This window comes from Kocuria coralli (assembly GCF_008831305.1).
Taxonomy (GTDB): domain Bacteria; phylum Actinomycetota; class Actinomycetes; order Actinomycetales; family Micrococcaceae; genus Kocuria; species Kocuria coralli.
Map to the genome: position 1 here is coordinate 26,933 of NZ_ML708621.1, position 22,557 is coordinate 49,489.

20 protein-coding genes and 2 pseudogenes are annotated in these 22,557 nt (G+C 70.4%); 9 read left to right on the forward strand and 13 right to left on the reverse strand.

The window, feature by feature from the left end:
* Positions 1-143: 143 nt before the first annotated feature.
* From FCK90_RS10705 to FCK90_RS10715, 3 genes are all read right to left on the reverse strand, one after another.
* The gene (locus tag FCK90_RS10705) at positions 144-860 is read right to left on the reverse strand and encodes an SAF domain-containing protein (protein WP_181954290.1); all 717 of its coding nucleotides are present in this window, start codon (positions 858-860) and stop codon (positions 144-146) included.
* A 336-nt stretch (positions 861-1,196) separates the two neighbouring features.
* Complete coding sequence (locus FCK90_RS10710; RefSeq protein ID WP_158034296.1) at positions 1,197-1,547, reverse strand: FmdB family zinc ribbon protein; 351 nt, start codon at positions 1,545-1,547, stop codon at positions 1,197-1,199.
* Between the two features lie 106 nt (positions 1,548-1,653).
* Positions 1,654-2,247, reverse strand: a complete 594-nt coding sequence (locus FCK90_RS10715; protein ID WP_158034297.1) for a 5-formyltetrahydrofolate cyclo-ligase — start codon at positions 2,245-2,247, stop codon at positions 1,654-1,656.
* Between the two features lie 214 nt (positions 2,248-2,461).
* On the opposite strand from FCK90_RS10715, the gene galU reads away from it, so the two are divergent.
* The 7 genes from galU (at position 2,462) to FCK90_RS10750 (ending at position 11,263) form a co-directional block, all read left to right on the forward strand.
* Positions 2,462-3,376 carry a UTP--glucose-1-phosphate uridylyltransferase GalU gene (galU, locus tag FCK90_RS10720; protein ID WP_158034298.1) on the forward strand — a complete coding sequence of 305 codons (915 nt, stop codon included), beginning with the start codon at positions 2,462-2,464 and terminating at the stop codon, positions 3,374-3,376.
* Positions 3,377-3,396: 20 nt separating this feature from the next.
* Entirely contained in the window at positions 3,397-4,020 is a 624-nt protein-coding gene (locus tag FCK90_RS10725) for a GNAT family N-acetyltransferase (RefSeq protein ID WP_281347450.1), read from the forward strand.
* A gap of 214 nt (positions 4,021-4,234) precedes the next feature.
* Positions 4,235-5,059, forward strand: a complete 825-nt coding sequence (locus FCK90_RS10730; protein ID WP_158034299.1) for a hypothetical protein — start codon at positions 4,235-4,237, stop codon at positions 5,057-5,059.
* Between the two features lie 20 nt (positions 5,060-5,079).
* The gene (locus tag FCK90_RS10735) at positions 5,080-6,945 is read left to right on the forward strand and encodes a CYTH and CHAD domain-containing protein (protein ID WP_158034300.1); all 1,866 of its coding nucleotides are present in this window, start codon (positions 5,080-5,082) and stop codon (positions 6,943-6,945) included.
* A gap of 15 nt (positions 6,946-6,960) precedes the next feature.
* A complete protein-coding gene (locus tag FCK90_RS10740) occupies positions 6,961-8,409 on the forward strand; it encodes a TIGR01777 family oxidoreductase (RefSeq protein WP_158034301.1) in 1,449 nt (482 codons plus the stop codon).
* Positions 8,410-8,499: 90 nt separating this feature from the next.
* Positions 8,500-8,970 carry an RpiB/LacA/LacB family sugar-phosphate isomerase gene (locus FCK90_RS10745; RefSeq protein WP_158034302.1) on the forward strand — a complete coding sequence of 157 codons (471 nt, stop codon included), beginning with the start codon at positions 8,500-8,502 and terminating at the stop codon, positions 8,968-8,970.
* An 88-nt stretch (positions 8,971-9,058) separates the two neighbouring features.
* Positions 9,059-11,263, forward strand: coding sequence for a heavy metal translocating P-type ATPase (locus FCK90_RS10750; RefSeq protein ID WP_246180175.1), 2,205 nt, complete (start codon positions 9,059-9,061; stop codon positions 11,261-11,263).
* A gap of 160 nt (positions 11,264-11,423) precedes the next feature.
* On the opposite strand, the gene FCK90_RS10755 is transcribed toward FCK90_RS10750, so the two are convergent.
* Both FCK90_RS10755 and pucL read right to left on the reverse strand, forming a co-directional pair.
* Positions 11,424-12,944 (reverse strand): nucleobase:cation symporter-2 family protein, encoded by a 1,521-nt coding sequence (locus FCK90_RS10755; protein ID WP_158034303.1) that lies wholly within the window; start codon positions 12,942-12,944, stop codon positions 11,424-11,426.
* 43 nt (positions 12,945-12,987) lie between these two features.
* The gene (gene pucL, locus FCK90_RS10760) at positions 12,988-13,905 is read right to left on the reverse strand and encodes a factor-independent urate hydroxylase (protein ID WP_158034304.1); all 918 of its coding nucleotides are present in this window, start codon (positions 13,903-13,905) and stop codon (positions 12,988-12,990) included.
* Between the two features lie 140 nt (positions 13,906-14,045).
* Here pucL and FCK90_RS10765 point away from each other — a divergent pair, with 140 nt between their 5' ends.
* Positions 14,046-14,696: a helix-turn-helix domain-containing protein gene (locus FCK90_RS10765; RefSeq protein ID WP_158034305.1), complete on the forward strand. Its 651-nt coding sequence runs from the start codon at positions 14,046-14,048 to the stop codon at positions 14,694-14,696.
* A 66-nt stretch (positions 14,697-14,762) separates the two neighbouring features.
* Here the strand turns inward: FCK90_RS10765 and uraH are convergent, their stop codons facing one another.
* The 8 genes and pseudogenes from uraH to FCK90_RS10800 all read right to left on the reverse strand — a co-directional run bounded on the left by uraH (position 14,763) and on the right by FCK90_RS10800 (position 21,529).
* On the reverse strand, positions 14,763-15,086 hold the full coding sequence (uraH, locus tag FCK90_RS10770; RefSeq protein ID WP_158034306.1) for a hydroxyisourate hydrolase: 324 nt from the start codon (positions 15,084-15,086) through the stop codon (positions 14,763-14,765).
* 122 nt (positions 15,087-15,208) lie between these two features.
* Positions 15,209-15,712, reverse strand: coding sequence for a 2-oxo-4-hydroxy-4-carboxy-5-ureidoimidazoline decarboxylase (gene uraD / locus FCK90_RS10775; protein ID WP_158034307.1), 504 nt, complete (start codon positions 15,710-15,712; stop codon positions 15,209-15,211).
* Between the two features lie 81 nt (positions 15,713-15,793).
* Positions 15,794-16,651, reverse strand: a complete 858-nt coding sequence (locus FCK90_RS10780) for an ABC transporter ATP-binding protein (protein WP_425481700.1) — start codon at positions 16,649-16,651, stop codon at positions 15,794-15,796.
* Positions 16,652-16,658: 7 nt separating this feature from the next.
* The gene (locus FCK90_RS10785) at positions 16,659-17,690 is read right to left on the reverse strand and encodes a FecCD family ABC transporter permease (protein ID WP_220433320.1); all 1,032 of its coding nucleotides are present in this window, start codon (positions 17,688-17,690) and stop codon (positions 16,659-16,661) included.
* Positions 17,687-18,751: pseudogene (locus FCK90_RS10790) on the reverse strand (FecCD family ABC transporter permease). The gene FCK90_RS10785 and the pseudogene FCK90_RS10790 overlap by 4 nt, the downstream one beginning before the upstream one ends.
* Entirely contained in the window at positions 18,748-20,085 is a 1,338-nt protein-coding gene (locus FCK90_RS10795; RefSeq protein WP_281347451.1) for an SIP domain-containing protein, read from the reverse strand. The pseudogene FCK90_RS10790 and the gene FCK90_RS10795 overlap by 4 nt, the downstream one beginning before the upstream one ends.
* 18 nt (positions 20,086-20,103) lie before the next feature.
* Positions 20,104-20,337: pseudogene (locus FCK90_RS15885) on the reverse strand (siderophore-interacting protein); the annotation flags it as partial.
* A gap of 166 nt (positions 20,338-20,503) precedes the next feature.
* Positions 20,504-21,529, reverse strand: coding sequence for an ABC transporter substrate-binding protein (locus FCK90_RS10800; protein ID WP_158034309.1), 1,026 nt, complete (start codon positions 21,527-21,529; stop codon positions 20,504-20,506).
* A gap of 225 nt (positions 21,530-21,754) precedes the next feature.
* On the opposite strand from FCK90_RS10800, the gene FCK90_RS10805 reads away from it, so the two are divergent.
* Positions 21,755-22,537, forward strand: a complete 783-nt coding sequence (locus FCK90_RS10805) for a helix-turn-helix domain-containing protein (protein WP_158034310.1) — start codon at positions 21,755-21,757, stop codon at positions 22,535-22,537.
* Positions 22,538-22,557 lie beyond the last annotated feature (20 nt).

Below are 22,557 nucleotides of genomic sequence, written 5' to 3' on the forward strand. Positions count from 1 at the left end.
CGCCTCCGCTTCCACCGATGGGAGCCAGGACCGGCCACGACCCCGGTCGGGGGAACCGGAGCCGGCGCTCGCCGGGTGGGAGGCAGCCGCCGCACCGGAGGCCCCCGGGGAGGCGGAGGGCTGGGACGAACGAGCCGACTGGCTCAGGGCTCAGCGTCCGCCGCACTGGGGCTAGGCCCCGGGGCTGGAGAATCGGGGGCTGGAGAATCGCCGGCCGAGACGAGGACCGGGACCAGCTGATGGCTGTCATTGCCCGCGATCGACTGGGCGGTCCGGGTGTCCGCGCCCACTACCAGCAGATCGCGATCCGAACCGGCGGAGGAGGCGGAGAGCAGGCCGGGATCGGGCTCTGCCGGACCGGCCACCCACAGCACCGTGACAGCACGTGCCACGACCTTCTCCCTGTCCTTTGGCTCGGGATCCTCGTCGATGCCGGAGCCGGTTCCGGGCTGCACCAGGTCCACGCGCTGGCCCGGCCGCACGTGGGTCAGGGCACCGGGGTCGGCCACCCTGACCGTCACGGCCGTGGAACCCGCCGGCTGTCCCGTCAGCAGGTCCGGGCCGACCACCCCGGGGCCGGTCAGGGGCTGCCCCTCGACCACGGCCGTGGACAGGGTCCTGCCGACCCAGTGGTCGATCGACGCCGGGTCACCGCCCGTGCCCTCCGTTCCCGGATCGGGGGACGCGGGTGAGGGGACCAGAGCGACCGGATAGTCCGCGATCCGCAGATCGGCGGAGGACAGCACCGTACCCGCCCCGAGCGAGCCTGCGGCCACGACCACGGGTGTCGTCTCGCGGCCGGCGGGGCTGATCTGCACAACCAGGACGGCGGCCGCCACGCTCAGCAGGGCGGCGGCCACCAGACGCCGTCTGCGGGAGATCGCGGTTCGGAGCTGAAGCGCCAGGGGATAGGAGGGCCGCCGCTGTCTGCCCCGTCGTGGGGGCTTCCCCGGGGCCCGACGGCTCGTCCGGTCGGAGCCCCGGGCCCTGCGGGGCGCTCCGGAGCCCGCGAAGGCCGGACCTGGCGCTGATCGGGGGAGAGACCGTGTACGTCCTGGAAGCCGCATGGACGCACGCTAGGCCGGGCGCGACCGTCGTCGCCCGGTGCTCAGCGTGGATTGTGGGCAGTCAATGGCTAGTTGCCTGGAAGAGGTGGCTGTGGAGCCTGCCCTGCCCGTTCGCTCCTGCGCGTCCGCTCAGGCTGAGGGCGCCGAGGTGCTGGACGGTCCCGAACTGCTCGAGGAGGCCTGGGCGGAGGAGCCGGCCGGAGCGCTCGACGACGACGCCGAGGCAGGGGCGTCCGAGGTGGACTTCTTCGTCTCCGATGCTCCGCCTGCGGAACCACCCGAGCGCTGCGCGTCACCGGAGCCGGAGCGGGAGTCCGTCCGGTAGAAACCCGACCCCTTGAACACCACGCCGACGGAGTTGAACTGCTTGCGCACGTCGCCGCCGCACTCCACGCAGTGCTTGATCGGGTCGTCCGTGAAGGACTGGCGGACATCGAACTGGTGGCCGCAGTTCTTGCACTTGTAGGCGTAGACGGGCACGCAAAGCTCCTTGGGACAGATGAGGACGGGACAGATGAGGGCGGATCGGGCCGGACGCGGTCCTGCGCTTCCTCGCCGGTTCGCCGGCCGGGCCCGACTGGAGATTCTACGCTGCCGGCCGCTGGATCCCGCGTTCGGTCAGCACCCGGTGAACAGCGGCATCCCAGGGATCCGCGGGCAGTGCGCCCGCGGGGAGGAGCTCCCTGGCGAAGATGCAGCCCACTCGCTCGACGGACTCGTCGAGCCCCGTCAGGAAGGTGTCGTAGAAACCCCCGCCCATGCCCAGCCGGATGCCGCGGCCGTCCACCGCCAGGCAGGGAACCAGGACGAAGGCCGGGCGGATCGCCGCGGGCACGCGGTCCCCCTCAGGTTCCAGGAGGCCGCCGGGTCCGGTCGCCCGGAAGCCGGTGCCCTCCTCCCACCGGGACCAGGTGAGGTGGCGGTCCGGCTGGGTCACGGGAAGCCAGACCTCGCGCGTTCCCAGCAGGTCGCGGAGCCCGGGTTCCAACCCCGGCTCCTCGGCAGTGGGCAGGAAGGCCAGGATCGGACCGTGCGGATGTTCGTGGGCCAGGCCGCTCAGGGCCCTCCGGAACCCCTGGGCGGCCTGCTCCCGGAAGGGTGCGCTCAGCTCCCGGCGGGCACGGCGGATCCGGCGCCGGAGATCGTCCTTGCCGGCGGCGGTTCCGGGATGAACGTTCATGAACAACTTCCTCCGCGGGGGTTCGTCCCCAGAGTGGGTGACGACGCCGGTCCTCGCCTGGGTCGCAGCTCACAGGCGCGGCATCATCGAGCGTGGTTACGGTGGGGCGGTCTGCGGCGGCCCACGGCGGTGCGCGGTGCCTTGTAGGCCGTCCCGTGGAGATGGAGACCCGGACCCTCTCGGCCAGGCCGGATCGGTCCGTTATCCTCGGGCCATGACCCAAGAGAATACGCATCGTACCGTCCGCAAGGCAGTGCTTCCGGCAGCGGGCCTCGGCACCCGTTTCCTCCCGGCTACCAAGGCCACGCCCAAGGAGATGCTGCCGGTCGTCGACCGCCCCGCGATCCAATACGTCGTCCAGGAAGCCGTCGACGCCGGCCTGGACGACATGCTGGTCATCACGGGACGCTCCAAGCGCGCCCTGGAGGATCATTTCGATCGTGTCCCCACCCTTGAGGCCCAGCTGACCGAGTCCGGCAAGGACGCGCTGCTCGAGGCCGTGCAGCACGCGTCCGACCTGGGCGATCTGCACTACCTCCGCCAGGGCGACCCCAAGGGCCTCGGTCACGCCGTGCTGCGTGCCAAGACCCACGTGGGCAAGGAGCCCTTCGCCGTGCTGCTCGGCGACGACCTGATCGACGAGAAGGAGACCCTGCTCAAGGACATGATCAATGTCCAGGAGTCCACGGGTGCCACGGTGATCGCCCTCATGGAGGTCCCGCAGGAATCGATCAGCGCCTACGGATGCGCGGACGTGACCCCCGTCGAAGGCCAGGATTACGTCAAGGTCAACCGGCTGGTCGAGAAGCCCAAGCCCGAGGAAGCACCGTCCAACCTGGCCATCATCGGCCGCTACGTGCTGCACCCGGATGTCTTCGAGGTCCTCGAGCACACCGAGCCCGGGGCCGGCGGCGAGATCCAGCTGACGGACGCGATGCAGGAACTGGCCGCTCGCGACGGCGAAGGGGGCGGCGTCTACGGCGTGATCTTCCGCGGCAGGCGTTACGACACCGGCGACAAGCTGTCCTATATCAAGGCCAACATCACCATCGCCTCCGAGCGCGAGGATCTCGGCCCCGGCCTGCGCGAGTGGCTGGTCGAGTTCACCAAGGGCCTCGACGCCAAGTGACCGCTGGGGCCGTCTGGCCCGTGAGCTTGTCCTGGGGAGACCTGCTTCTGCGGCCCATGCGTCGCCAGGATCGTGCCGAGTGGGATTCGGTGCGATGGCACAACCGGGAATGGCTGGCTCCCTGGGAGGCGACTCATCCGGAACCGTCCGAGCAGCCCAAATCGTTCGGGCGGTTCATCCGCGATCAGAACAGGGATGCCAGGGCGGGCGGTGGCCTGCCCTGGCTGATCACCGAGCGCAATCCGGCCACGGGCCGCAGGGATCTGATCGGCCAGCTGACCGTCTCGTCGATCACCCGCGGGGCGTTCCAGTCAGCGTCCATCGGGTACTGGGTGGACGGGCGGCAGGCCGGCCGCGGGATCGCCCCCATGGCCGTCGCGATGGCCACGGACTACTGCTTCGGCCCGGCCGGCCTGCACCGGATCCAGATCAGCATCCGTCCGGAGAACGCCGCGTCCCTGCGCGTCGTCGAGAAACTCGGGTTCCGGGAGGAGGGGTACTCGCGGGATTACCTGCACATCGCCGGGGCCTGGGCCGATCACCGCTGCTTCGCGCTGACGGCGCCCGAGGTGCCGCAAGGCCTGGTGCGGCCGTTCACCGGCACGGCCACCTCCGTCAGCTGGAGCGGGGGAAGGCTCGTCTGAGGACGTTGCCGGGACCGATTCGGTGCAGACACGCCTGAGCCCGCGCATTACACGTGTGTTCTTCTCGGATATCGTGGACCACGCTGGGGTGGTTTCCGAGTACGGCACATGTGGTTCGACGATCTGTTCCACTTCCCACCCACGCCGAGATCTCGTACATGACCAGCACGGGTAGACCTGAGCCCGTGTCTGATGACCTCCAAGGAGTCAGGATATGGCCATCAGAGTGACCTCGAAGGTGCCCGGTGCCCTCGAGGGCCTGAACATCAAGTGGGATCGCACCATAGTCTTCCTGCTCGGCTGCGCCGCCCTCCTCCTGGCCCTCGTGACGGGGATCCTGGCGCCGCTGACCGCGGCGGTGACCTGGCCGTGGCCCGTCTTCCTGCTGCTGCTCGGTGCCGGCTCCATCGCAGCGCTGCGCTACCTGGCGGTGCAGGATCGTCATGAGCGCAGTGGGGCAGCAGCCGGTGACGGCGCGCTCGATGCAGCGGCGGAACCCGCGGAGTCCGGCGAGACCGCGTCCGTGTTCGACAACGAGGAGCACGTGGAGCAGGAATCGCTCCGCCGCGAGCAGCAGGAGCTCGCAGACCTGGATCTGCCGGAGGACTACGTGTTCCTGGACGATCTTATGTTCGCCGAGGACTCGGAGGACGCCGAATACCAGGTGCCCCGTGGTGCCCAGGCTCCGGCCGAGCTGCCCGAGCACCTCAGCGCGGAAGAGCTGGAATCCACCAGGGAGCCTGTCGCGGTGGCCCGCGACGTCCCCACCCACGAGGAGTTGGTAGCGGCGGCCAGGAAGGTCGCCGTGAAATCCGCGCAGGCCTCGGGCACGACCTGGGAGCCCGTTCCCGTGCCCAAGCCCACCTACGCCCGTACCGCCGTCGCGCACCGTGAGCAGCCCCAGGCCCTGGTGGTGCCCAAGGTCCCGGCACCCGCCCGTGATCAGAGCCTCAAGGACGCCGCCAAGGCTCCCGAACCCCAGACCGCCAAGGCCGCAGGCATCGACCTGGACGACGTGCTGAACCGTCGCCGCGCCTGAGCCCGACCTTAAGGAAATTCATGGCACCGAACGTCCAGCGGGAGATCGAGCGCAAGTACGAGGTGCCTCCCGGCGCTGAGCCGGATTGGAGCGCGCTGCCCACGCTGACGACGGAGCCGGAGGTGGACAGCCGCGCACTGGAGGCGGTCTACTACGACACCGGCTCGGACCGCCTGGCGGGGTTCGGGATCGCGCTGCGCCGTCGCAGGGGAGGCCCCGACGCCGGCTGGCACCTCAAGTACCGGGACGAGCTCGGGAAGCACGAGTTGCACGTGCCGCTGCTCAAGACCTCCGACCGCCTGCCTGCGCAGATGAAGCAGTACGTCGCCGGGCTTCTGGCCGGACAGGAACTGGCCCCGTTGGCCACCGTGCGCACCGACCGGCGGGTGCTCAACGTGATGCATCCGGACCTCGGTCATGTGGCCGAGATCTGCATCGACGACGTCACCACCGTCGCGGAGCGCACCGGGGTCCGGCGATCCTGGGCCGAGTACGAAGTGGAGCTGGTCAACGACTCGGGCGCAGACGGGGCGCGGGTCTTCGAGGAGCTGGAACAGGTGCTGCTGGCGGGCGGCCTGACGCCGTCGGAGTCCGCGGCCAAGATCGCCCGCGCCCTGGGTGCCGACGACGACGCCCCCGCGGTCACCGTCGTAGAGCCGGACGGAACGGTCCGGGAAGCCGCCTCTCCCGATGAGCCCGTGGCCGAGCCGGGCGCCGAGGGCGAGCAGCCCGGCGAGAAGAAATCCGGCAAGAAAACGGGCAAGAAAACGAGCAAGAAGTCCGGCAAGAAGTCTGCGAAGCAGAAGGCGTCCGGGAAGAAGCACAAGAAGAAGTCCGCCAAGAAGTCCGGTGAGAAGTCAAGCGAGGAACCCGCTGAGGAATCCGCTGGGAAGGCCTCTGCGAAGACCCTGGCGAAGGACCCCGAGAAGGCTCCGGACAGGGGGAGCGAGGACGAGGCGGTCCCGCATCCGGCGGAGCAGAGCACCGAGGACCGGATCCGGAGCCTCATCAGCGCCTCGGCCGACGCCTTGGCTTACGCGGACTTCCGGCTGCGCATCGGGGATCCCGAAGGCGTGCACGAGGTGCGCGTGTCGGCCAGGCGCCTGATCGCCTTGATCCAGGGAGTCGGCCAAGAGGTCGCGGGGACGGATCACCTCGAGCTCTCGGAGCGGCTCTGGGCACTCAGCGGGCAGCTGTCCGCGGCCCGTGACGCGGAGGTGGTGGCCGAGCTGCTGCCGCTGCGCGCCGCCGTCGTCGGTGAGCAGGTCAGCAACGCGGGGCTCGGACAGCTCCGGACCCTGGCGCAGGGCAACCGCGAGTCCACCCGGTCGGCCGCGGTGCGCTACCTCAACGGCAAGGCGCACCTGCAGTTGCTGGCCGATCTGAACTCGTGGAAGGACGAGCTCAGGCTCGCGGATGCGGCTCGCGCGCTGTCCGGCAAGAAGGTGGCCACCCGGGCCGTCAAACGCTGGCACGAGACCCTGTCGGATGCCGATGCGCAGCTCGGCGTCGAGGACACCGCCACTATCGCCGACACCACCCCGTTGCGGGTCCTGGACAGCGTCCATCTGCACCGCAAGGCCCTGCGGAACCTGCGCTACGGCATGGAAGGCCTTGCCGGGGTCCCCGGCCTGGAACCCAAGAAGTCGTGGCGTCACCTCCTGGACGGCACCGAGGAGATCCAGGGGGAGCTGAGCGACATCATGGACTCGGCCGTCATGGACGCCTGGTTCGCCTCGGCGGCCCGCTCCCTGATCCGTACGGGAGGGGACCGTTACGTGGTCGGGCTGCTGCACGGACACGAGCGGGCACGGATCCAGGACTACGAACGGCGTGCCCCGGAGGTCATCGACAGGCTACTGTCGGAAGTGACACCCGACGTCTGATCGAGGGAGCCCGTCATGGCCCTGTTCGAGTCCGCCGAGCGCGTGGAGTACCCCGCAGAACAGGTCTACGCGTGGCACCGCCGCCCGGGAGCGCTGACCCGCCTGAGTCCTGAGTGGGCGCAGACGGTGATCGAGGAGTCCTATCCTCCGCTGGCACCGGGCACCCGGGCCCGGCTGCGCACCTCTGTGCCGGGGACTGCCGGAACGGTGAGGGTGCCGTTCGTGTCCCAGCACGCGGACGGTCCCGTCCCCAGATCCTTCGTCGACCGCATGGTCAAGGGCCCCCTGGCCTCCTGGACGCACACGCATACGTTCGCCGATCCCACCTCCGGTACCGGATCGGAGCGGGAGGCGGGCGAGTCCTGCATCGTCCACGACCGGATCGAGTACGAGGTGCTCCCGCAGCGGCTGCGTGGGGCCGGCCGGTTCACGGACGCCTTCACCGCCAAGGCCATGGAGTCCATGCTCCGGAAGACCTTCGCGGACCGGACCGCCAGGCTGAAGGCGGACCTGGAGTTCCAGGAGAGCCTGGGAGCCGTGGCCCACGGCCGAAGGCTGAACATCCTGATCGGAGGTGCCTCCGGCCTGGTCGGCGCCCAGGTGGCCGCCCTGCTGTCCACGGCGGGCCATGAGGTCCGCACCCTGGTCCGCGGAGACCGACGTCGCGAGGATCAGGTGGAATGGGACCCGGGGCGGTCACGGCTGGACCCGGGGGAAGTGGCCTGGGCCGACGTCGTGATCCATCTGGGCGGCGCCTCCATCGCCACGCGTTTCACGGCCGCCAACAAGCGGCGGATCCTCGAGTCCCGTATCGACAGCACCCGGCTGATCGCGGACACCTGCGCCTCCCTGATGCCGGAGGACCGACCCGAGGCCTTCGTCTGCGCCTCCGCCATCGGCGCCTACGGAAAGGACCGGGGGGACCAGGTGCTCACGGAGGACGCCGCTACCGGGGAGGGCTTCCTGGCCGAGGTCTGCCGGGGGTGGGAATCCGAGGCCGCGCGGGTGGAGGACCTGGGCATGCGGCGGGTCTCGGTGCGGACCGGGATCGTGCTCACCAGCCTGGGCGGAGTGCTCAAGCTCCAGCTGCCCCTCTACCTGGTGGGCGCCGGCGGGCCGCTGGGCAACGGCCGGCAGTGGTTCTCCTGGATCTCCCTGGACGATATCGCGAGCATCTACGCGTGGGCCGTGATGGACGCCTCGGTGCGCGGACCGGTCAACGCGGTGGCCCCGGAGCCCGTGCGCCAGAAGGAGTTCGCGAAGACCCTGGGGCGGGCCCTGCGTCGGCCGGCCGTGGTGCCCGTGCCCAAGGCCGGTCCCGCGGTACTGCTCGGCTCGGAGGGGGCCGAGGAGCTGGCCCTGGCGAACCAGCGCGTGGCGCCGGAGCGGCTCGTGACCGCCGGGTACCCCTTCCGTCATCCTCACCTCGACGAGGCCCTCGCCTTCACCCTGCCGTCCCGATAGGCGGCGAGCCGGGCGCGGATGATCGCAGCCCTCTGGCAACCCGGGCGGGAGGCCTGTGGTTCCCGTGACCCGTGCCGCTAGTGTGAGGTCATGAAAATCGCTATGGCCAATGACCACGCCGGATTCGCCCTGAAGACCGAGATCGCCGGATGGCTGAGAGAGCACGGGCACGAGGTGCTCGACATCGGCACCTTCGACGAGCAGGCCTGTGACCTGCCGGACTTCGTCTACCCCGCCGCGCTGGCCGTGGCCCGCGGGGAAGCCGACCGCGGGATCTTCGTGGACGGCGTCGGCTACGGCAGCGCGATGATCGCGAACAAGCTCCCCGGAGTCTTCGCCGCGGTGGCCCAGGACCCGTTCTGCGCCGGTCTGGCCCGGTCCCACTCGGACTCCAACGTGCTGTGCATCGGGGGCAAGATCATCGGCTCCGCACTGGCCCTCGAGGTGGTCAAGACCTGGATGAGCACGGAGTACCTGGGCACCACGGAGGAGAAATACGCTCGCCGGGTGGGCAAGGTGGCGGAGATCGACGCCCGCCACATCCCGCGGCTGGAGGAATGATCCCGGCCGGTCGGCGCGACGGGATCAAGATCTGACCGTATACCCTCAGGGGGTACACATATACCCCCTGAGGGTATACGGTCGATGTATGAGTCAGGACGAGGAACAGTACGAAGGCTCGCGAGGGCGGTCCGCGCACGGCCAGCACTCGGAGCTCATGGAGCACGAGCACCCGGGCGTCCCCAGCGCCGGCCCCGGCGACTCCAGCGGTCAGAGTGGTCGCGATGGTCACGGCGGCACCGATCACTCGGAGCATGCCGGGCATGCTGCCCATGACCACGGTGAACATGCAGGGCATTCCGGTCATGCGGGGCACGCGGGCCATGTGGCGCAGTTCAGGCGGCTTTTCTGGATCATGCTGGCCATAGCCGTCCCCGTGGTGGCCTTCAACGAGATGTTCGCCCACCTGATCGGCTACGGCGTACCCGGTGGTTCGTGGACCCGGTGGATCTCGCCGGTACTGGGCACGGTGATGTACCTCTGGGGAGGGAGGCCGTTCCTCACCGGGGGCTGGGGGGAGATCCGTTCCCGTAAACCCGGGATGATGCTGCTGATCGCCCTGGCGATCACGGTCGCCTTCGTCGCCTCCTGGGGCGCCACGATCGGCCTGCTGGATCACGAGCTGGACTTCTGGTGGGAGCTGGCTCTGCTGGTGGTGATCATGCTGCTGGGCCACTGGATCGAGATGCGCTCCCTCGCCCAGACCAGTTCGGCCCTCGACTCCCTGGCCGCGCTGCTGCCGGACGAGGCCGAGAAGCTCGACGGCGACGAGATCGTGACCGTCTCGCCCGAGGACCTCGTGGTCGGCGACCTCGTGGTCGTGCGCCCGGGTGCCTCGGTGCCCACCGACGGTGACATCGTGGACGGTGCCGCGGACATGGACGAGTCCATGGTGACGGGCGAGTCCAAGACCGTGCACCGGTCGGCCGGGGACGCTGTGGTGGCCGGCACCGTCGCCACCGACTCCGGCCTGCGGATCCGGGTGACCGCCACGGGTGAGGACACCGCCCTGGCCGGGATCCGGAAGCTCGTGGCCGATGCCCAGGGCTCGTCCTCCCGGGCGCAGCGGATCGCCGACACCGCGGCTGCCTGGCTGTTCTGGTACGCGCTCGGAGCCGCGCTGATCACGGCGCTGGTATGGACGCTGTTCGGGCTGCCGGAGAGCGCGGTCGTGCGGACCATCACCGTGCTGGTGATCGCCTGCCCGCACGCCCTGGGACTGGCCATTCCGCTGGTGGTCTCCATCGCCACGGAGCGCGCCGCCCGTGGGGGCGTCCTGGTCAAGGACCGGCTCGCGCTGGAGTCCATGCGCACCGTCGACAGCGTGCTGTTCGACAAGACGGGGACCCTGACCAAGGGCGAGCCGGCCGTGATCGGCGTCGAGCCCGTTGAGCCAGACGATGAGGGCCGGGTCCTCGCGCTGGCCGCCGCCGCCGAATCCGACAGCGAGCACCCGCTGGCTCGAGCGATCGTCGCGGCCGCCCGGAGCCGGGAGCTCAGCGTGCCGGTCTCGAGCGACTTCTCCTCCTCGCCCGCGGTAGGGGTGAAGGCCACCGTCGACGGCGGGCTCGTCGAGGTCGGCGGGCCGCATCTGCTCAGCCGGCGGCAGACCGAGGAGCTCACCGTCGGCGACCGGGACGCTGATGACGGGGTGACCGTCCTGTACGTCGTCGTCGACGGCGGGGTCATAGGCGCCCTGCGCCTGGCCGACGAGATCCGGCCGGAGTCGAAGGAGACCGTGGACGCCCTGCATGCCGCGGGCGTGCAGGTGGTCATGATCACCGGAGACGCGCAGGAGGTCGCCGATGCGGTGGCGGAGCAGCTGCGCATCGATCGTGTCTTCGCCGGGGTGCGCCCGGAGGACAAGGCCGCCAAGGTCGCGCAGCTCCAGGCGGACGGCCGCAAGGTGGCCATGGTGGGCGACGGCGTCAACGACGCACCCGCTCTGGCCAGGGCCGACGTGGGGATCGCGATCGGCGCGGGGACCGACGTCGCCATCGGGTCCGCCGGCGTGATCCTGGCTTCCTCGGACCCCCGGTCCGTGCTGTCGGTCATCGAGCTCTCGCGGGCGACCTACCGCAAGATGAAGCAGAACCTCTGGTGGGCCGCCGGCTACAACCTGGCGGCGGTGCCCCTGGCCGCCGGTGTTCTGGCGCCGATCGGGTTCGTTCTCCCCATGAGCGTCGGCGCGATCCTGATGTCCGCCTCGACCGTGGTGGTCGCCCTCAACGCCCAGCTGCTGCGCCGCCTGGACCTCTCCCCGGAGGCCAGCGCGAGGGCATACAGGCAGTGAAGGCGTTCCGGACACGGAAAAGTGCATATCCGAGGGCGCTGCATGCACTTATCCGTGTTGAAAATGCCTGGGCATGACGAAGCCCCGGCAGGGAGGACGTGTCCTGCCCGCCGGGGCTTCGTGGTCGGTCAGCCGGGAAGGCTGAGGGTCGCCTTCGGCCTCAGTGGTTGAGGTCCTTGGCTCGGGTGCCGTCCGAGCGGACGTCGGTCTCGTAGGAGCTGGCATCCAGGATGCCACCGCTACGGAGGACGTTGGTCTCCGTGGTCTGCACGCGCAGCGGAGGTGCCGCGGCGAAGTCACTGGGGTCTTCGGGGCGTCCCGGCAGGAACACGTTGAAGAACAGGTTCAGCAGCACCGCCACGATCGCCGCCGAGCTGATCCCCGAGTGGAAGATCGTCACGAACCAGCTCGGGAAGGAGTGCCAGAAGTCCGGGGAGACCACCGGGATGAGTCCGAAGGCGAGCGAGGCGGCGACGATCACCAGGTTGTTGTTGCCCTTGTAGGAGACCTTCGAGAGGGTGCGCACACCGCTCGCCGCGACCGTGCCGAAGAGCACGATGCCGGCGCCGCCCAGGACCGGGCCGGGGATCAGGCTGAACACCGCTGCCGCCATGGGGGAGAGCCCGAGCAGCACCAGGATCACGCCACCGGCGGCCACGGCGAAGCGGCTCTTGATCCCGGTCAGGGCCACCAGGCCGACGTTCTGCGCGAAGGCCGAGGCCGGGAAGGCGTTGAACAGCGGGGCCACCGTGGAGGCGATCATGTCGGCCCGCAGGCCGTCGCCGACCCTGCGCGAGTCGACCTTGGTCCCCACGACCTCGCCGACGGCCAGGACGTCTGCGGTCGTCTCCACCATGATCACCAGGATGACGATGAACATCGAGATGATCGCGCCGATCTCGAACAGCGGCATACCGAACGCGAAGGGCTGCGGGAAGGCGAACGGGGCCGACTCGCCGATCACGGAGGCGTCGGCCATCCCCAGGATCAGGGCGACCACGGTGCCGATGGCCAGGCCCAGCAGGACGGCCAGACGCGAGAGCACCGCGATCTTGCTGAGCACGATCACCACCAGGAAGGTGAACAGGGCCAGCGCGATGTTCCCGAAGGCCGCGAAGTCGGGGTTCTCGACCATCTGGCCCTCGACCTCGATCATGGCGTTGCCCGTGATCCAGCCGGCGGCCACCGGCATCAGCGACAGGCCGATCACCGTGATGATCGATCCGGTCACGACGGCGGGGAAGAACCTCACCACGCGGGAGAAGAAGGGCGTGATCACCAGCCCGATCGCCGAGGCGGCGATGACCGCTCCGAAGACGTGCTGGATCCCCTCCTGACCCCGGTCGCCGATGATCGCCAGCATCGTGGACACCGAGGCGAACGAGGTGCCCTGGACGAGGGGGAGCTGCGAACCGAAGAACGGCACGCCGATGGTCTGCAGCATCGTGGCCAGGCCGCTGATGAACAGGCCGCAGGCGACGAGCAGCGCGGATTCCGTCGGTTCGAGGCCGGCCGCGCCCCCGACGATCAGGGGTACGGCGATCACCCCGCCGAACATCGCGAGGATGTGCTGCACGCCGTAGCCGAAGGTCTTGCCGAGGCCGAGGCGCTCGTCCTCCGGGCGGATGTCCACGGGGGACGGCGCCACGGAGTTGTCATGGGTGGAGTGGGTCATGGTCATCTGTCTTCTCCTGCGAATCCCATCCGCGCCTAGGCGGGATGGTTCAGACGAACGTCGGGACGTCTGTCCAGGCGGCGGGGGCGGGCTGGGCGCCGTCGCGTACGACGGTGCCTTCGATGAGACCGTAGGGACGGTCCGCGGCGATGAAGACCTCGTTGGGGTTCTCCAGGCCGAAGGGGCTCAGGTCGTAGACGAAGTGGTGCTTATTGGGCATCGCGAACCGCACCTCGGCGATCTCGGGGCGGGCCTCGATCACGGCTCGTCCCATCTCGAAGAGCGTCTGCTGCAGGGCCAGCGAGTGCACCGAGGCGAAGGTGGACAGGAGCACGCCCGAGACCTCGGTGTAGAGGCCGTTGTAGTCGATGCCTGCCTCGACGGCCTCGGGCAGGAAGCGCCAGCGGCCGGTGACCGAGGTGGCCATGATGCGATCGTCGGTCTCGACCAGGGTGGTGTACTTGTCCCGGGGGAAGCCCGCGAACTCGCTGCCCGAGGACTTGAGCACCACCAGGTCCTTGACGCCGCCGGTGACGTGCGTTTCGCCGTCCACCTTCTGCACAGTGGCCAGGCGGGTGCCCTGTCCCTTGCGGACGAAGGAGTGGTCGTGGCCCTGGCCATCGACCAGGATCCGCTCCCACTCGTACTGCTCGGCCTGCCACAGACCGCCTTCGATCCACTCGAACTCGCTCGTGAAGTGCTCCCCGAGCGTCAGCAGGAACTCCTCGGGGGAAGCGATCCCGTGCTCCTTGGCGAAGGCGAAGACCGTGTTCTTCTGCGTGTCGGTGGCCACCACCAGGCTGTTGTCACCGGCCAGGTAGGAGTCGACGAGCTTCTCCCCGCGCAGCTGGGAGGTCACGTTCAGGTCCGTGATCTCATGGCGGGCGGTGTCGCGCTTGATGCGCACCACCCGGTTCTCGGCTTTGCCGTACTTGTTGGCGCCTAGGGTTACGCTTACGTCGGTCATGCTTCGTTCCTCTCGCTTGTTAAGCTTGCGCTTGAGGAATAAAGCTATTGCTTAAGGATCCACCGGTGGTTTCAGTGATGTGAAGATCGCGTTTCAGCTCCCGGGGCCTCCGGGTGCGGACGATGGGATAAGGAGCCCCAGTGTCAGAGCAACGAGCGGCGTCCGCCGAGAAGATCGGTGCCAGGCTGCGGCAGTTGCGCACTGAAGCGGGCATGTCGTTGCGCTCCGTCGCGGAGACGATCGGGATCTCCTCGAGCGCCCTCTCCCAGATCGAGAAGGGGGTCATGCAGCCGTCGGTCAACCGGCTCATCGAGATCGTCAGCGTCTTCGGCGTCCCCGTCTCGGCGATCTTCGACGACAACGACGTCTTGCGCCCCGTGCCCCTGGAAGGCGGGCAGACCACCGAGCCGATCCCCGGCATCACGGTCTCCTCCGTGGGAGCGGGCTCGGAGACGGTGCTCGGCCAGGGCGTGGTCTACAAGAGGCTCACCCCGGTACGGGTGGAGGGCGTCGACCTGTACGAGACCGTGTATCCCCCGCTGACCTCATCCAGTATCGACGGCGCCATGCTGGTGCACAGCGGATTCGACGTCGGTCACGTGATCAGCGGCACGCTGCGTTTCGAGTTCACCGAGGGCACGGTGGAACTCGGTCCCGGTGGCTCGTTGTCCTTCTGGGCGAGCCGCCCTCACCGCGTCGTCAACGAATCGCCCGATGAGCCGGCGACGGCGATCTGGCTGACACTGCGCAATACGCCCCAGGCACCGGGAGGCGCGGAGTTCGGGCACTGAGTGCCCTACCGGCTCCCGGCGACCGGGGCGTGGCTGAAGGGGCGTGCCCCTGAGGAGAGGACCGCCTCAGCTGCCGCGGTAGGTGGAGTACGAGAAGGGGCTCAGCAGCAGCGGCACGTGGTAGTGCGAGCTGTTGCTCACGGTGAAGGTCACCGTGACCACGGGGTAGAACGCCTCGACGTCCTTGGCCTCGAAGTACGATCCGGTGTTGAAGACCACGGCGTAGTCGCCGGGAACGAGGGTCTCCGGGCCGAGTGCCAGGCGCCCGTCCGCATCGGTCACCCCGCGATCGATCTGCTCCCCCTCCAGGGTGGCGAGGGCGACCCCCATGCCGCTGGCCGGGGCGCCGGAGGCGGCGTCGAGGATGTGGGTGGTGAGATGGGCGCTCATGATGTGCTCCTTCTACGGGTTCCCAGGACCGCGGTCCTGGCTTGCCTGGTGTGACTGGACGGGACGGGGGATGTGGGGCGGCTCGTATCAGGCCCTTGGCGCCGGATCGAGCCCGGCCTGGGCTATCCGGCTGCCGCGAGCTCTGTGCGCAGGCGCAGCAGGGCGATCTGACGGAGCTGGCCGATGGCCTCGGCGGTCTCGGCCCCGTCGTCGTTGCCGAGCCTGCGCCGGATCTCGGCGAGCATGTCCTCGGGCGACCTGCCCGCGGCGCGGATGAGGAAGACCCGGCCGAAACGCTGCTCGTAGTCGGCGTTGGCCTGCGCCATGGCCGTGGTGACATCGGCGGAGGCGTCGCTCATCGCGGCCTGCTCACGCCGTGAGGCCTCGGCCTCGGTGCCCGAGCCGACGGGCTTCTGCCCGATCCGGGGATGATGCGCGAGCGCCGCATCGAGGTCCGCGGCGTCCCAGGACGAGGACGTCGAGGCAGCGGCGGCCGCAGCCTCCTCGACGGAGGCGAAAGGCCGGAGCATCACGACGGCCTCGGCCCAGGCGGGAACGTTCGCCCAGACCAGCGCCGCGGCCTTGGCCTCGGCTGGTTCGGCTCGATTGAATCCGGCGAGATCCATGCCGCGGATCGTACAGCGCCCATATTTCCGTCAGGTTTACCGGTCCGCCGCCGGCTGGAAGGCCCGGGCGACCGGATCCGCTCAGCGGGGCAGCACCACGGGCGTTCCGGTATCCGGATCCGCGATCACCTTGCAGGCCAGCCCGAAGACCTGTGCGATCCGGTCCTCGGTGAGGATCTCGGCCGGGGCACCGGCGGCCAGGGCTCGGCCCTCCTTCATCGCGATGATGTGGGTCGCGAAACGCGCGGCGTGATCGAGGTCGTGCAGCACCGCCACGATGGTCCGGCCCTCGGCCCGCAGGCGGTCGAGCAGGCGGAGGGTCTCCACCTGGTGCGCGATGTCCAGGAAGGTGGTGGGCTCGTCCAGCAGGAGCAACGGGGTGTCCTGGGCCAGCGACAGCGCGATCCAGACCCGCTGCCGCTGGCCCCCTGAGAGGGTGTCCACCAGTCGGTCGGACAGCTCCTCGACGTGGGTCAGCCGCATCGCATGGGCAACGGCCCGTTCGTCGCCCTCCGTCCATTGCGCGAACAGGCTCTGGTGCGGATAGCGGCCGCGGCGCACGAGCTCCTCGACGCGGATGCCGTCGGGCACCGGTGACTGCTGGGGGAGCAGGCTCTGCCGGCGGGCCAGCTCCGCGGTCCGCACGGCCGCGATGTCCCGCCCGTCCAGGAGCACCCTCCCACTGCTGGGCGGGAGGAGGCGGGTGAACGCGCGCAGAAGCGTCGACTTGCCGCAGCCGTTGGGACCGATGATCGCGGTGAACCCGCCGCGCGGCACGGAGACGGACACGTCCTCCAGCACGGCCGACTCGGCGCGGTAGCCCACGGTGAGTCCCTCCGCGGTGAGCGCGCCGGCAGTGCCCGGCCGGTCGCCGAGGCCCCTTTCCGGTTCCATCCCCGGATCCCCTGCGGGATTCCTGGCGGGATTCTTGGCGGACATCTTCACGTCAGCTCCTCCGGTCCTCTGTGAACAGCAGCCAGATCAGGTAGGCGCCGCCCAGGCACACGGTGACGGCGCCCACGGGCAGGCTGGACGACGGCAGCGCGTGCTGGGCGATGAGGTCGCCGCCGACCAGCAGCACCGCGCCGGTCAGGGCGGCACCGACGGCGTCGAAACCACTCGTCCGGCGGCGGATCCTGCGCGAGATATGGGGTGCGGCCAGGGCGATGAAGGCGATCGGTCCCGTGACCGCCGTGACCAGGGAGGTGAAGGCGACGCCCACCAGGACGAGGATGGCCTTGACGGGCTCGGCCGGCACACCGCGCACCCGGGCGGCGTCCTCGCCCAGTTCGAGCTGGCTGATCCTGCGCGCGAGCCAGGGGAGGACGCAGGCGACGACGATCGCGGCCGCACCCGCCGAGAGCACCTGCGGCCAGCGGATGCCGTTGAGCGTGCCCGCGCCCCAGACGGCGGCCCGCAGTGCCTCGTCCGCGTTCGCCTTGACGACGAACCAGGTGTTGGCGGAGCTGAGGAACGCGCTCACGGCGATACCCACGATGATGAGCCGGAAGCCCTGCAGACCCGCGGAGTAGGCCAGCAGGTAGACGAGGGCCGCCGTGAGGAGGCCGCCGGTCACCGCGCCGGCGGCGAAGGCGGCGTACCCGGTCCCTCCCAGCCAGATCACCGCGAGCACCCCGGTATAGGCGCCGGTGTTCAGCCCGATGATGTCCGGGCTGCCGAGCGGATTGCGCGTGAGGGTCTGGAACAGCGCCCCGCTCACGCCCAGGCACGCCCCGAACACCGCGGCGCCCAGCGCTCGCGGTGCCCGCCACTCCACGACCACCATGCGGTCCAGGGCCTCCGAACCGGGCAGGAACGCGGCCAGCACCCTGCCCAGGGGGATGTCTCGCTCGCCGAAGGACAGCGCTGCGAGGACCAGTCCGATCATGAGGACGATCAGGATGCAGGCGATGGCCGCATCCCGCCACGAGACCAGGCGGCTGAACGGCCCGATGCGTACGGGGCTCCGCTGGGTCACAGCCCGCCCCTCTCCGCCCGCCGGACCAGGAGCACCAGCACCGGCGCGCCCAGGAAGGCCGTCACGATGCCCGCCTGGAGCTCGGCGGGCCAGACCAGGAGCCGGCCGGTGATGTCGGCGGCCAGCAGGAGGACCGGGGCCAGGACCACGGAGAAGGCGAGCACCCAGCGCTGATCCGGTCCCGTCAGGGCGCGCACGGCGTGCGGGACCATGAGGCCCACGAACGCGATGGGGCCCGCCGCCGCCGTCGCGGCACCGCACAGCACGGTGATCACCACGGTCATGAGCACGTGCACCGCGGTCACGGGGACCCCCAGGGTCTTCGCCCGCTCGTCGCCCATGGCCATCGCATTCGCCGCCCGTCCGGTCAGGAGGGCCAAGAACACCCCCGCGAGCACGAAGGGCACGATGACCGCGAGGGTGCCCTGAGGCCGGTCCGCCAGCGATCCGGCGCCCCAGAACCGCATCTGGTCGAACACCTGGGGACGCAGCAGCGCGAGCGACTGGCTGACCCCGGTGAAGACCGCGGTCACGGCGACGCCCACCAGGGTCAGCCGCACGGGTGTCGCCCCGTGGGGGCCGCGCAGCGCGATCGCGTAGACGAGCACGAAGGAGCAGAGGGCGCCGGCGAAGGAGAACCACAGGTACTCCTGGATGCGCGTGAGTCCCAGGAAGGCCACGGCCAGGGTGACGGCGAGTCACGCGCCCGCGTTGACGCCCAGGATCCCGGGGTCCGCGAGCGGGTTCCGGGTCACCGCCTGGGCCATGGCCCCCGCGGTCCCCAGCGCGGCCCCCACCACCACGCCCAGCAGGGTGCGCGGCAGCCGGAGGTCTGCCACCGTGACCTGGGCGATCAGGTCGTCCGGATGGAAGAGCGCCGCGAGGACGTCGGCCGGTGACAGGGCCGCGGAGCCGATGAAGAGGCTCAGGGCGGCCGTGAACGCGAGGACCGCGCAGGCGATGAGCAGCGCGAGCAGGAGCACGCCCGGGCGACGACGGCGCGGGACGTGCCCGTGGCCGGCGCGGACGCGCGGCTGCTGCGCGGACGAGGAGCCGATCATTCCCGGTGTGGCTCCCGCTCCCCGGCGGGCTCCCGGGGCGTCAGCTCGACGGCGACCAGCCCCCAGCCCAGTCCGCGCGCTTCATGCGCGTGCCAGCCCGTCTCCTCCGCCAGCTCCGCCATCCGCTCCCAGGTCCGCGCGGGAACCCCGGTCGTGGCGAACCCGACCAGGCCGTGCAGCGCGGCGGCGGGGGAGAGGGCGTCCGGCGCCGGTGCGTCGAGCAGCAGCGCCCGCCGGCCGAGACCGGCCAGAGCGCGCAGGTGCTCACGGGCGCCGTCGTCGTCGAGGTGGTGGAGCAGCAAGGCGGAGATCGCGACGTCGGCGGGCTCCGTCCCGGAGCCGGAACCCGAGCCGGAACCCGAGCCGGGCACAGCGCCGGTGCCGGTGGTGCCGATGCTCAGGCTGCCCGGGTAGCCGCCGCGAGCCGCCACCTCGAGCAGGACCGGGGCGCCGGGGCCCACCACGGTGATCTCATCGGCCCGCAGATCGCCCAGGGCGTGCACGATGCTGTGCTGCAGGTAGACGAGGGACTCGGATTCGTGCTCCAGGTGCTCGGCCATGGCCGGTTCCGCGAGCGAGTCCGCGAAGGACGAGCCGCTGGCGAGCTCCCAGGCCGACGATCCCGTGCGGAGGGCATCGTCCAGGCGGGACAGGGAGAGGACCTGCTCGGCCTCCGGGCCGACGAACTCCTCCTGGGAGTGCTCGTCGTCGAGCAGATCCCGGGCGGCAGGAGCGGCCGCCCAATCGTCAGCCTCCCGGGTCACGAGCCCTTGGGAGGCGAGAGCGCCGAGCAGCGGGTCGAGGCGCTGGCCGGGCAGGCCCAGCTCCCGGCTCAGCCGGCCGGCGGTCATCGGCCGGTCCGCCAGGGCGCGGAGGAGCCCCAGCTGCAGGGCGGTGCGCACGGCGAACCACGCCACGGGCGGTTCCGGGAGCGCCGGGGCGACCGCGCCCGCCGACTCCTCCTTCTCCGCATGCCAGTAGCCGATGATGCTGCGGTGATCACGCGGGACCTTGCCCGCGATGAGCCTGCGCAGCGGCAGGAGGGAGGCCGCCTCCCCGGCAGCCCATACGAACGGGTTCTCGCCCAGGTCGTGCGTGGCGGCGAGGCGCTCGAAGGCAGCCGCGATCAGCTCCCCGTCCGGCCGGGGCATGAGCTCCCAGCGGACGGAGTCCCCCGCGGCCTCCCCGAGGTGCTGATGCGCGCTCGCATCGGCGGCGAAGGCCAGCACGTGCGCGGGGACCCGGACCGGCCGCTCGTCGAAGAAGCGCCCGATCGCCGGCAGCGCGGTCTCGTCGCCCACCAGCACGATCGAGCTGATCTCCTCCGGCAGCACGAGCGACGACTTGGGTCCGACGAAGCTGAGCCGGTCACCGGGCCGGGCCTTCTGCGCCCACGCGGCGGCGGGGCCGTCTCCGTGCATGACGAAGTCGAGCACCAGCTCGCCCGTGGCGGGGTCGATGCGGCGCGGGGTGTAGTCCCGGGCGGCCCGGTGCGGCGCCGGCGTCCACTCGATGCCGTCGGCCAGCTGCAGCGGCAGCGCGGTCTCGACGGGACCGCCGTCGGCGAAGAGCAGCTTGACGTGGTCGTCGAACCGGGTGCCGCGAAGGCCGGGTGGTCGTGCCCGTCGCGGGAGAAGGCGCCCAGCTGGTCACCGCCGCACCGCACCCGCCGCATCCGTGGAGTCACGGACTCCACGGACACGACGTGCACGGTGCGGACCACCAGCGGGTGGATGACCAGGCCCTGCAGGCTCACTTGCCGAACTCCTCCTCGACCATGTCCAGCAGCGCCAGAGCCTCGTCGTAGTCGTGGCGCAGCGCCCAGTACGGCAGGTCGAAGGCGTTGTCCGACTGGAAGGCCGGAAGGCTGCCGTAGGCGGGCTCGGACGACAGCGCCTCGACGGAGGTGGTGTCCGCGTTGAAGCCGAGCACGAACAGGCTCTCGCTGTCGACGATCTGGCCCAGCTGCTCGGTGGACAGCTCCGCCAGGTCACCGCCGGGCTGGTAGGGCTCCAGGCCGTGCTGCGCGACCAGGTCGTTGGTCTCGAAGCCGAGCTGGTCGAACATGAGCGGCAGGCCGGTGCCCTCGAACACCAGGTAAGGGGTCCCGTCGCCGGTCACGGAGAGGAAGGAGGTGGGCTGAGCGGGAACCTCGATCGCGTCGCCGACCTCCTCGACCCGTGCCTCGTAGGTCGAGACCATGTCGTCGTAGGCCTCCTGCTTGTCGAAGACGTCCACGGCCAGGAACTCCGCCTGGTCCTGCCAGTCGGCGAAGCTCTTGTCCACCATGACGGTCGGGGCGATCGCCGTGAGGTCGTCGTAGGCGGCATCGGCCTGGAAGTTGGGGAAGCCCCAGCCGCCCGCGATGATGAGGTCGGGGTCGGCCTCCAGGATCGCCTCGAGGTCGAAGCCGTCGGGGGACCAGGGCAGGAACTCCGTGCCGTCCTCCGACGGGGCGTCGCCCCAGAACTCGGAGAACTCGCCGGCCTCCTGGTCCGCGTCCTCGGGGATGGTCGCGGTGACGGGGACGTCCATGTCGTAGAGGTAGCCGGCCAGGGCGTAGTTGAGCACGACCACGCGCTTCGGATCCGCGGGCACGTCGACGTCGCCCTTCGGGGTGGAGACGGTGCGGGTCTCCGAGGCCGCGCTGCTCCCGGAGTCCTGACCATCGGCGTCGCCGCCACCCGAGCCGCAGCCGGCCAGGGCCAGCATGGCGGAGGCCAGGGTCACCGCGGCGAGCGAACGGGTGGTGCGGTGGGGCAGTGACAGACGGCTCATGGATCCTCCGGGCGGTGTTTAGGTTAGCCTTACATAATGCCAATTGACGAACATAAGGGACGGATCGTCCAGCGGTCGTCCTGATGCGACATGCGAGCGGTCCGGAAGCGACATCCGCGGCCGGTAGGCCTGGCCGGCTCGCCGGGCTGCGCGCACGATCGCCGGCGGTGCGGCCGGTGGCCGCACCGAGGGACCGGACGGATGAGGGGCGGAGGAGAGTAGGACGTGGGTTTCAGGAGAGAGCTGGCCATGGCCGTGCCGGAGAACGCGGTGCGTTTCACCGGGCACCCCGAGCACACCCATGAGCTGCCGCACCTGGTGCACATGGTGATGGGCCGGGGGAAGTTCACAGCGGACGGCCGGGTCATCGTCCTCGAACCGCGCACGTCCGTGTGGCTGCAGGCCGAGGTGCCGCACTCCCTGGCGCTCGACGGGCATTCGATCGCCCTGGGCCCGGTCATGTCCCCGGCGGCCGCCCCGGCGAGCCGGATCCAGGTGCTGGGCGTCGTCCCGGCCATCACCGACCTCATGCTGGCCCGCCTGGCGGCCCAACCCGGCACGGACGAGCAGGCCGACGTGTTCACGCGGGGTCTCGAGGAGATCCTCCTCGAGCAGTGCGCGGAGGTCTTCGCGGCCCCCGTGCCCGCCCATCCGATCGTGGCGCGGATCGCGGAGGCCTCCGTGCACTCCGCCGCGACCCTGGCGATGCTGTGCGAGCGCGTGGGGATGAGCGAACGGCAGGTGCAGCGGATCTTCGCCGCGGAGACGGGCATGGGGTTCACGCGCTGGCGGACGCGGCGCCGACTGAGCCGCGCGGTGCGCAGCCTGCGGGGCGGGGCCAGCAACGTGAGCGCCGCCAAGACGGCGGGATTCGCCACGAGCGCCACCCTCCTGCGGGCGCTCAGCCGGGAATCCGGTGTGCCGCTCGACGACCTGCGGGCCGACCCGCTGGGCTGGCTCCCCGAGACCCGTACCGCCGAGCGGGCGGGGCAGGGGAGGCCCTCGTAGGGATGCTCGGCCTCCGGCGA

What these genes read in the sequence shown, in the direction of transcription:
- FCK90_RS10715 (WP_158034297.1), bottom strand. Translation starts at nt 2,247, where the DNA reads ATGAACGTTCATCCCGGAACCGCCGCCGGCAAGGACGATCTCCGGCGC.
- galU (WP_158034298.1), top strand. Translation starts at nt 2,462, where the DNA reads ATGACCCAAGAGAATACGCATCGTACCGTCCGCAAGGCAGTGCTTCCG.
- FCK90_RS10730 (WP_158034299.1), top strand. Translation starts at nt 4,235, where the DNA reads ATGGCCATCAGAGTGACCTCGAAGGTGCCCGGTGCCCTCGAGGGCCTG.
- FCK90_RS10735 (WP_158034300.1), top strand. Translation starts at nt 5,080, where the DNA reads ATGGCACCGAACGTCCAGCGGGAGATCGAGCGCAAGTACGAGGTGCCT.
- FCK90_RS10740 (WP_158034301.1), top strand. Translation starts at nt 6,961, where the DNA reads ATGGCCCTGTTCGAGTCCGCCGAGCGCGTGGAGTACCCCGCAGAACAG.
- FCK90_RS10745 (WP_158034302.1), top strand. Translation starts at nt 8,500, where the DNA reads ATGAAAATCGCTATGGCCAATGACCACGCCGGATTCGCCCTGAAGACC.
- FCK90_RS10750 (WP_246180175.1), top strand. Translation starts at nt 9,059, where the DNA reads ATGAGTCAGGACGAGGAACAGTACGAAGGCTCGCGAGGGCGGTCCGCG.
- FCK90_RS10755 (WP_158034303.1), bottom strand. Translation starts at nt 12,944, where the DNA reads ATGACCATGACCCACTCCACCCATGACAACTCCGTGGCGCCGTCCCCC.
- pucL (WP_158034304.1), bottom strand. Translation starts at nt 13,905, where the DNA reads ATGACCGACGTAAGCGTAACCCTAGGCGCCAACAAGTACGGCAAAGCC.
- uraH (WP_158034306.1), bottom strand. Translation starts at nt 15,086, where the DNA reads ATGAGCGCCCATCTCACCACCCACATCCTCGACGCCGCCTCCGGCGCC.
- uraD (WP_158034307.1), bottom strand. Translation starts at nt 15,712, where the DNA reads ATGGATCTCGCCGGATTCAATCGAGCCGAACCAGCCGAGGCCAAGGCC.
- FCK90_RS10780 (WP_425481700.1), bottom strand. Translation starts at nt 16,651, where the DNA reads ATGTCCGCCAAGAATCCCGCCAGGAATCCCGCAGGGGATCCGGGGATG.
- FCK90_RS10800 (WP_158034309.1), bottom strand. Translation starts at nt 21,529, where the DNA reads ATGAGCCGTCTGTCACTGCCCCACCGCACCACCCGTTCGCTCGCCGCG.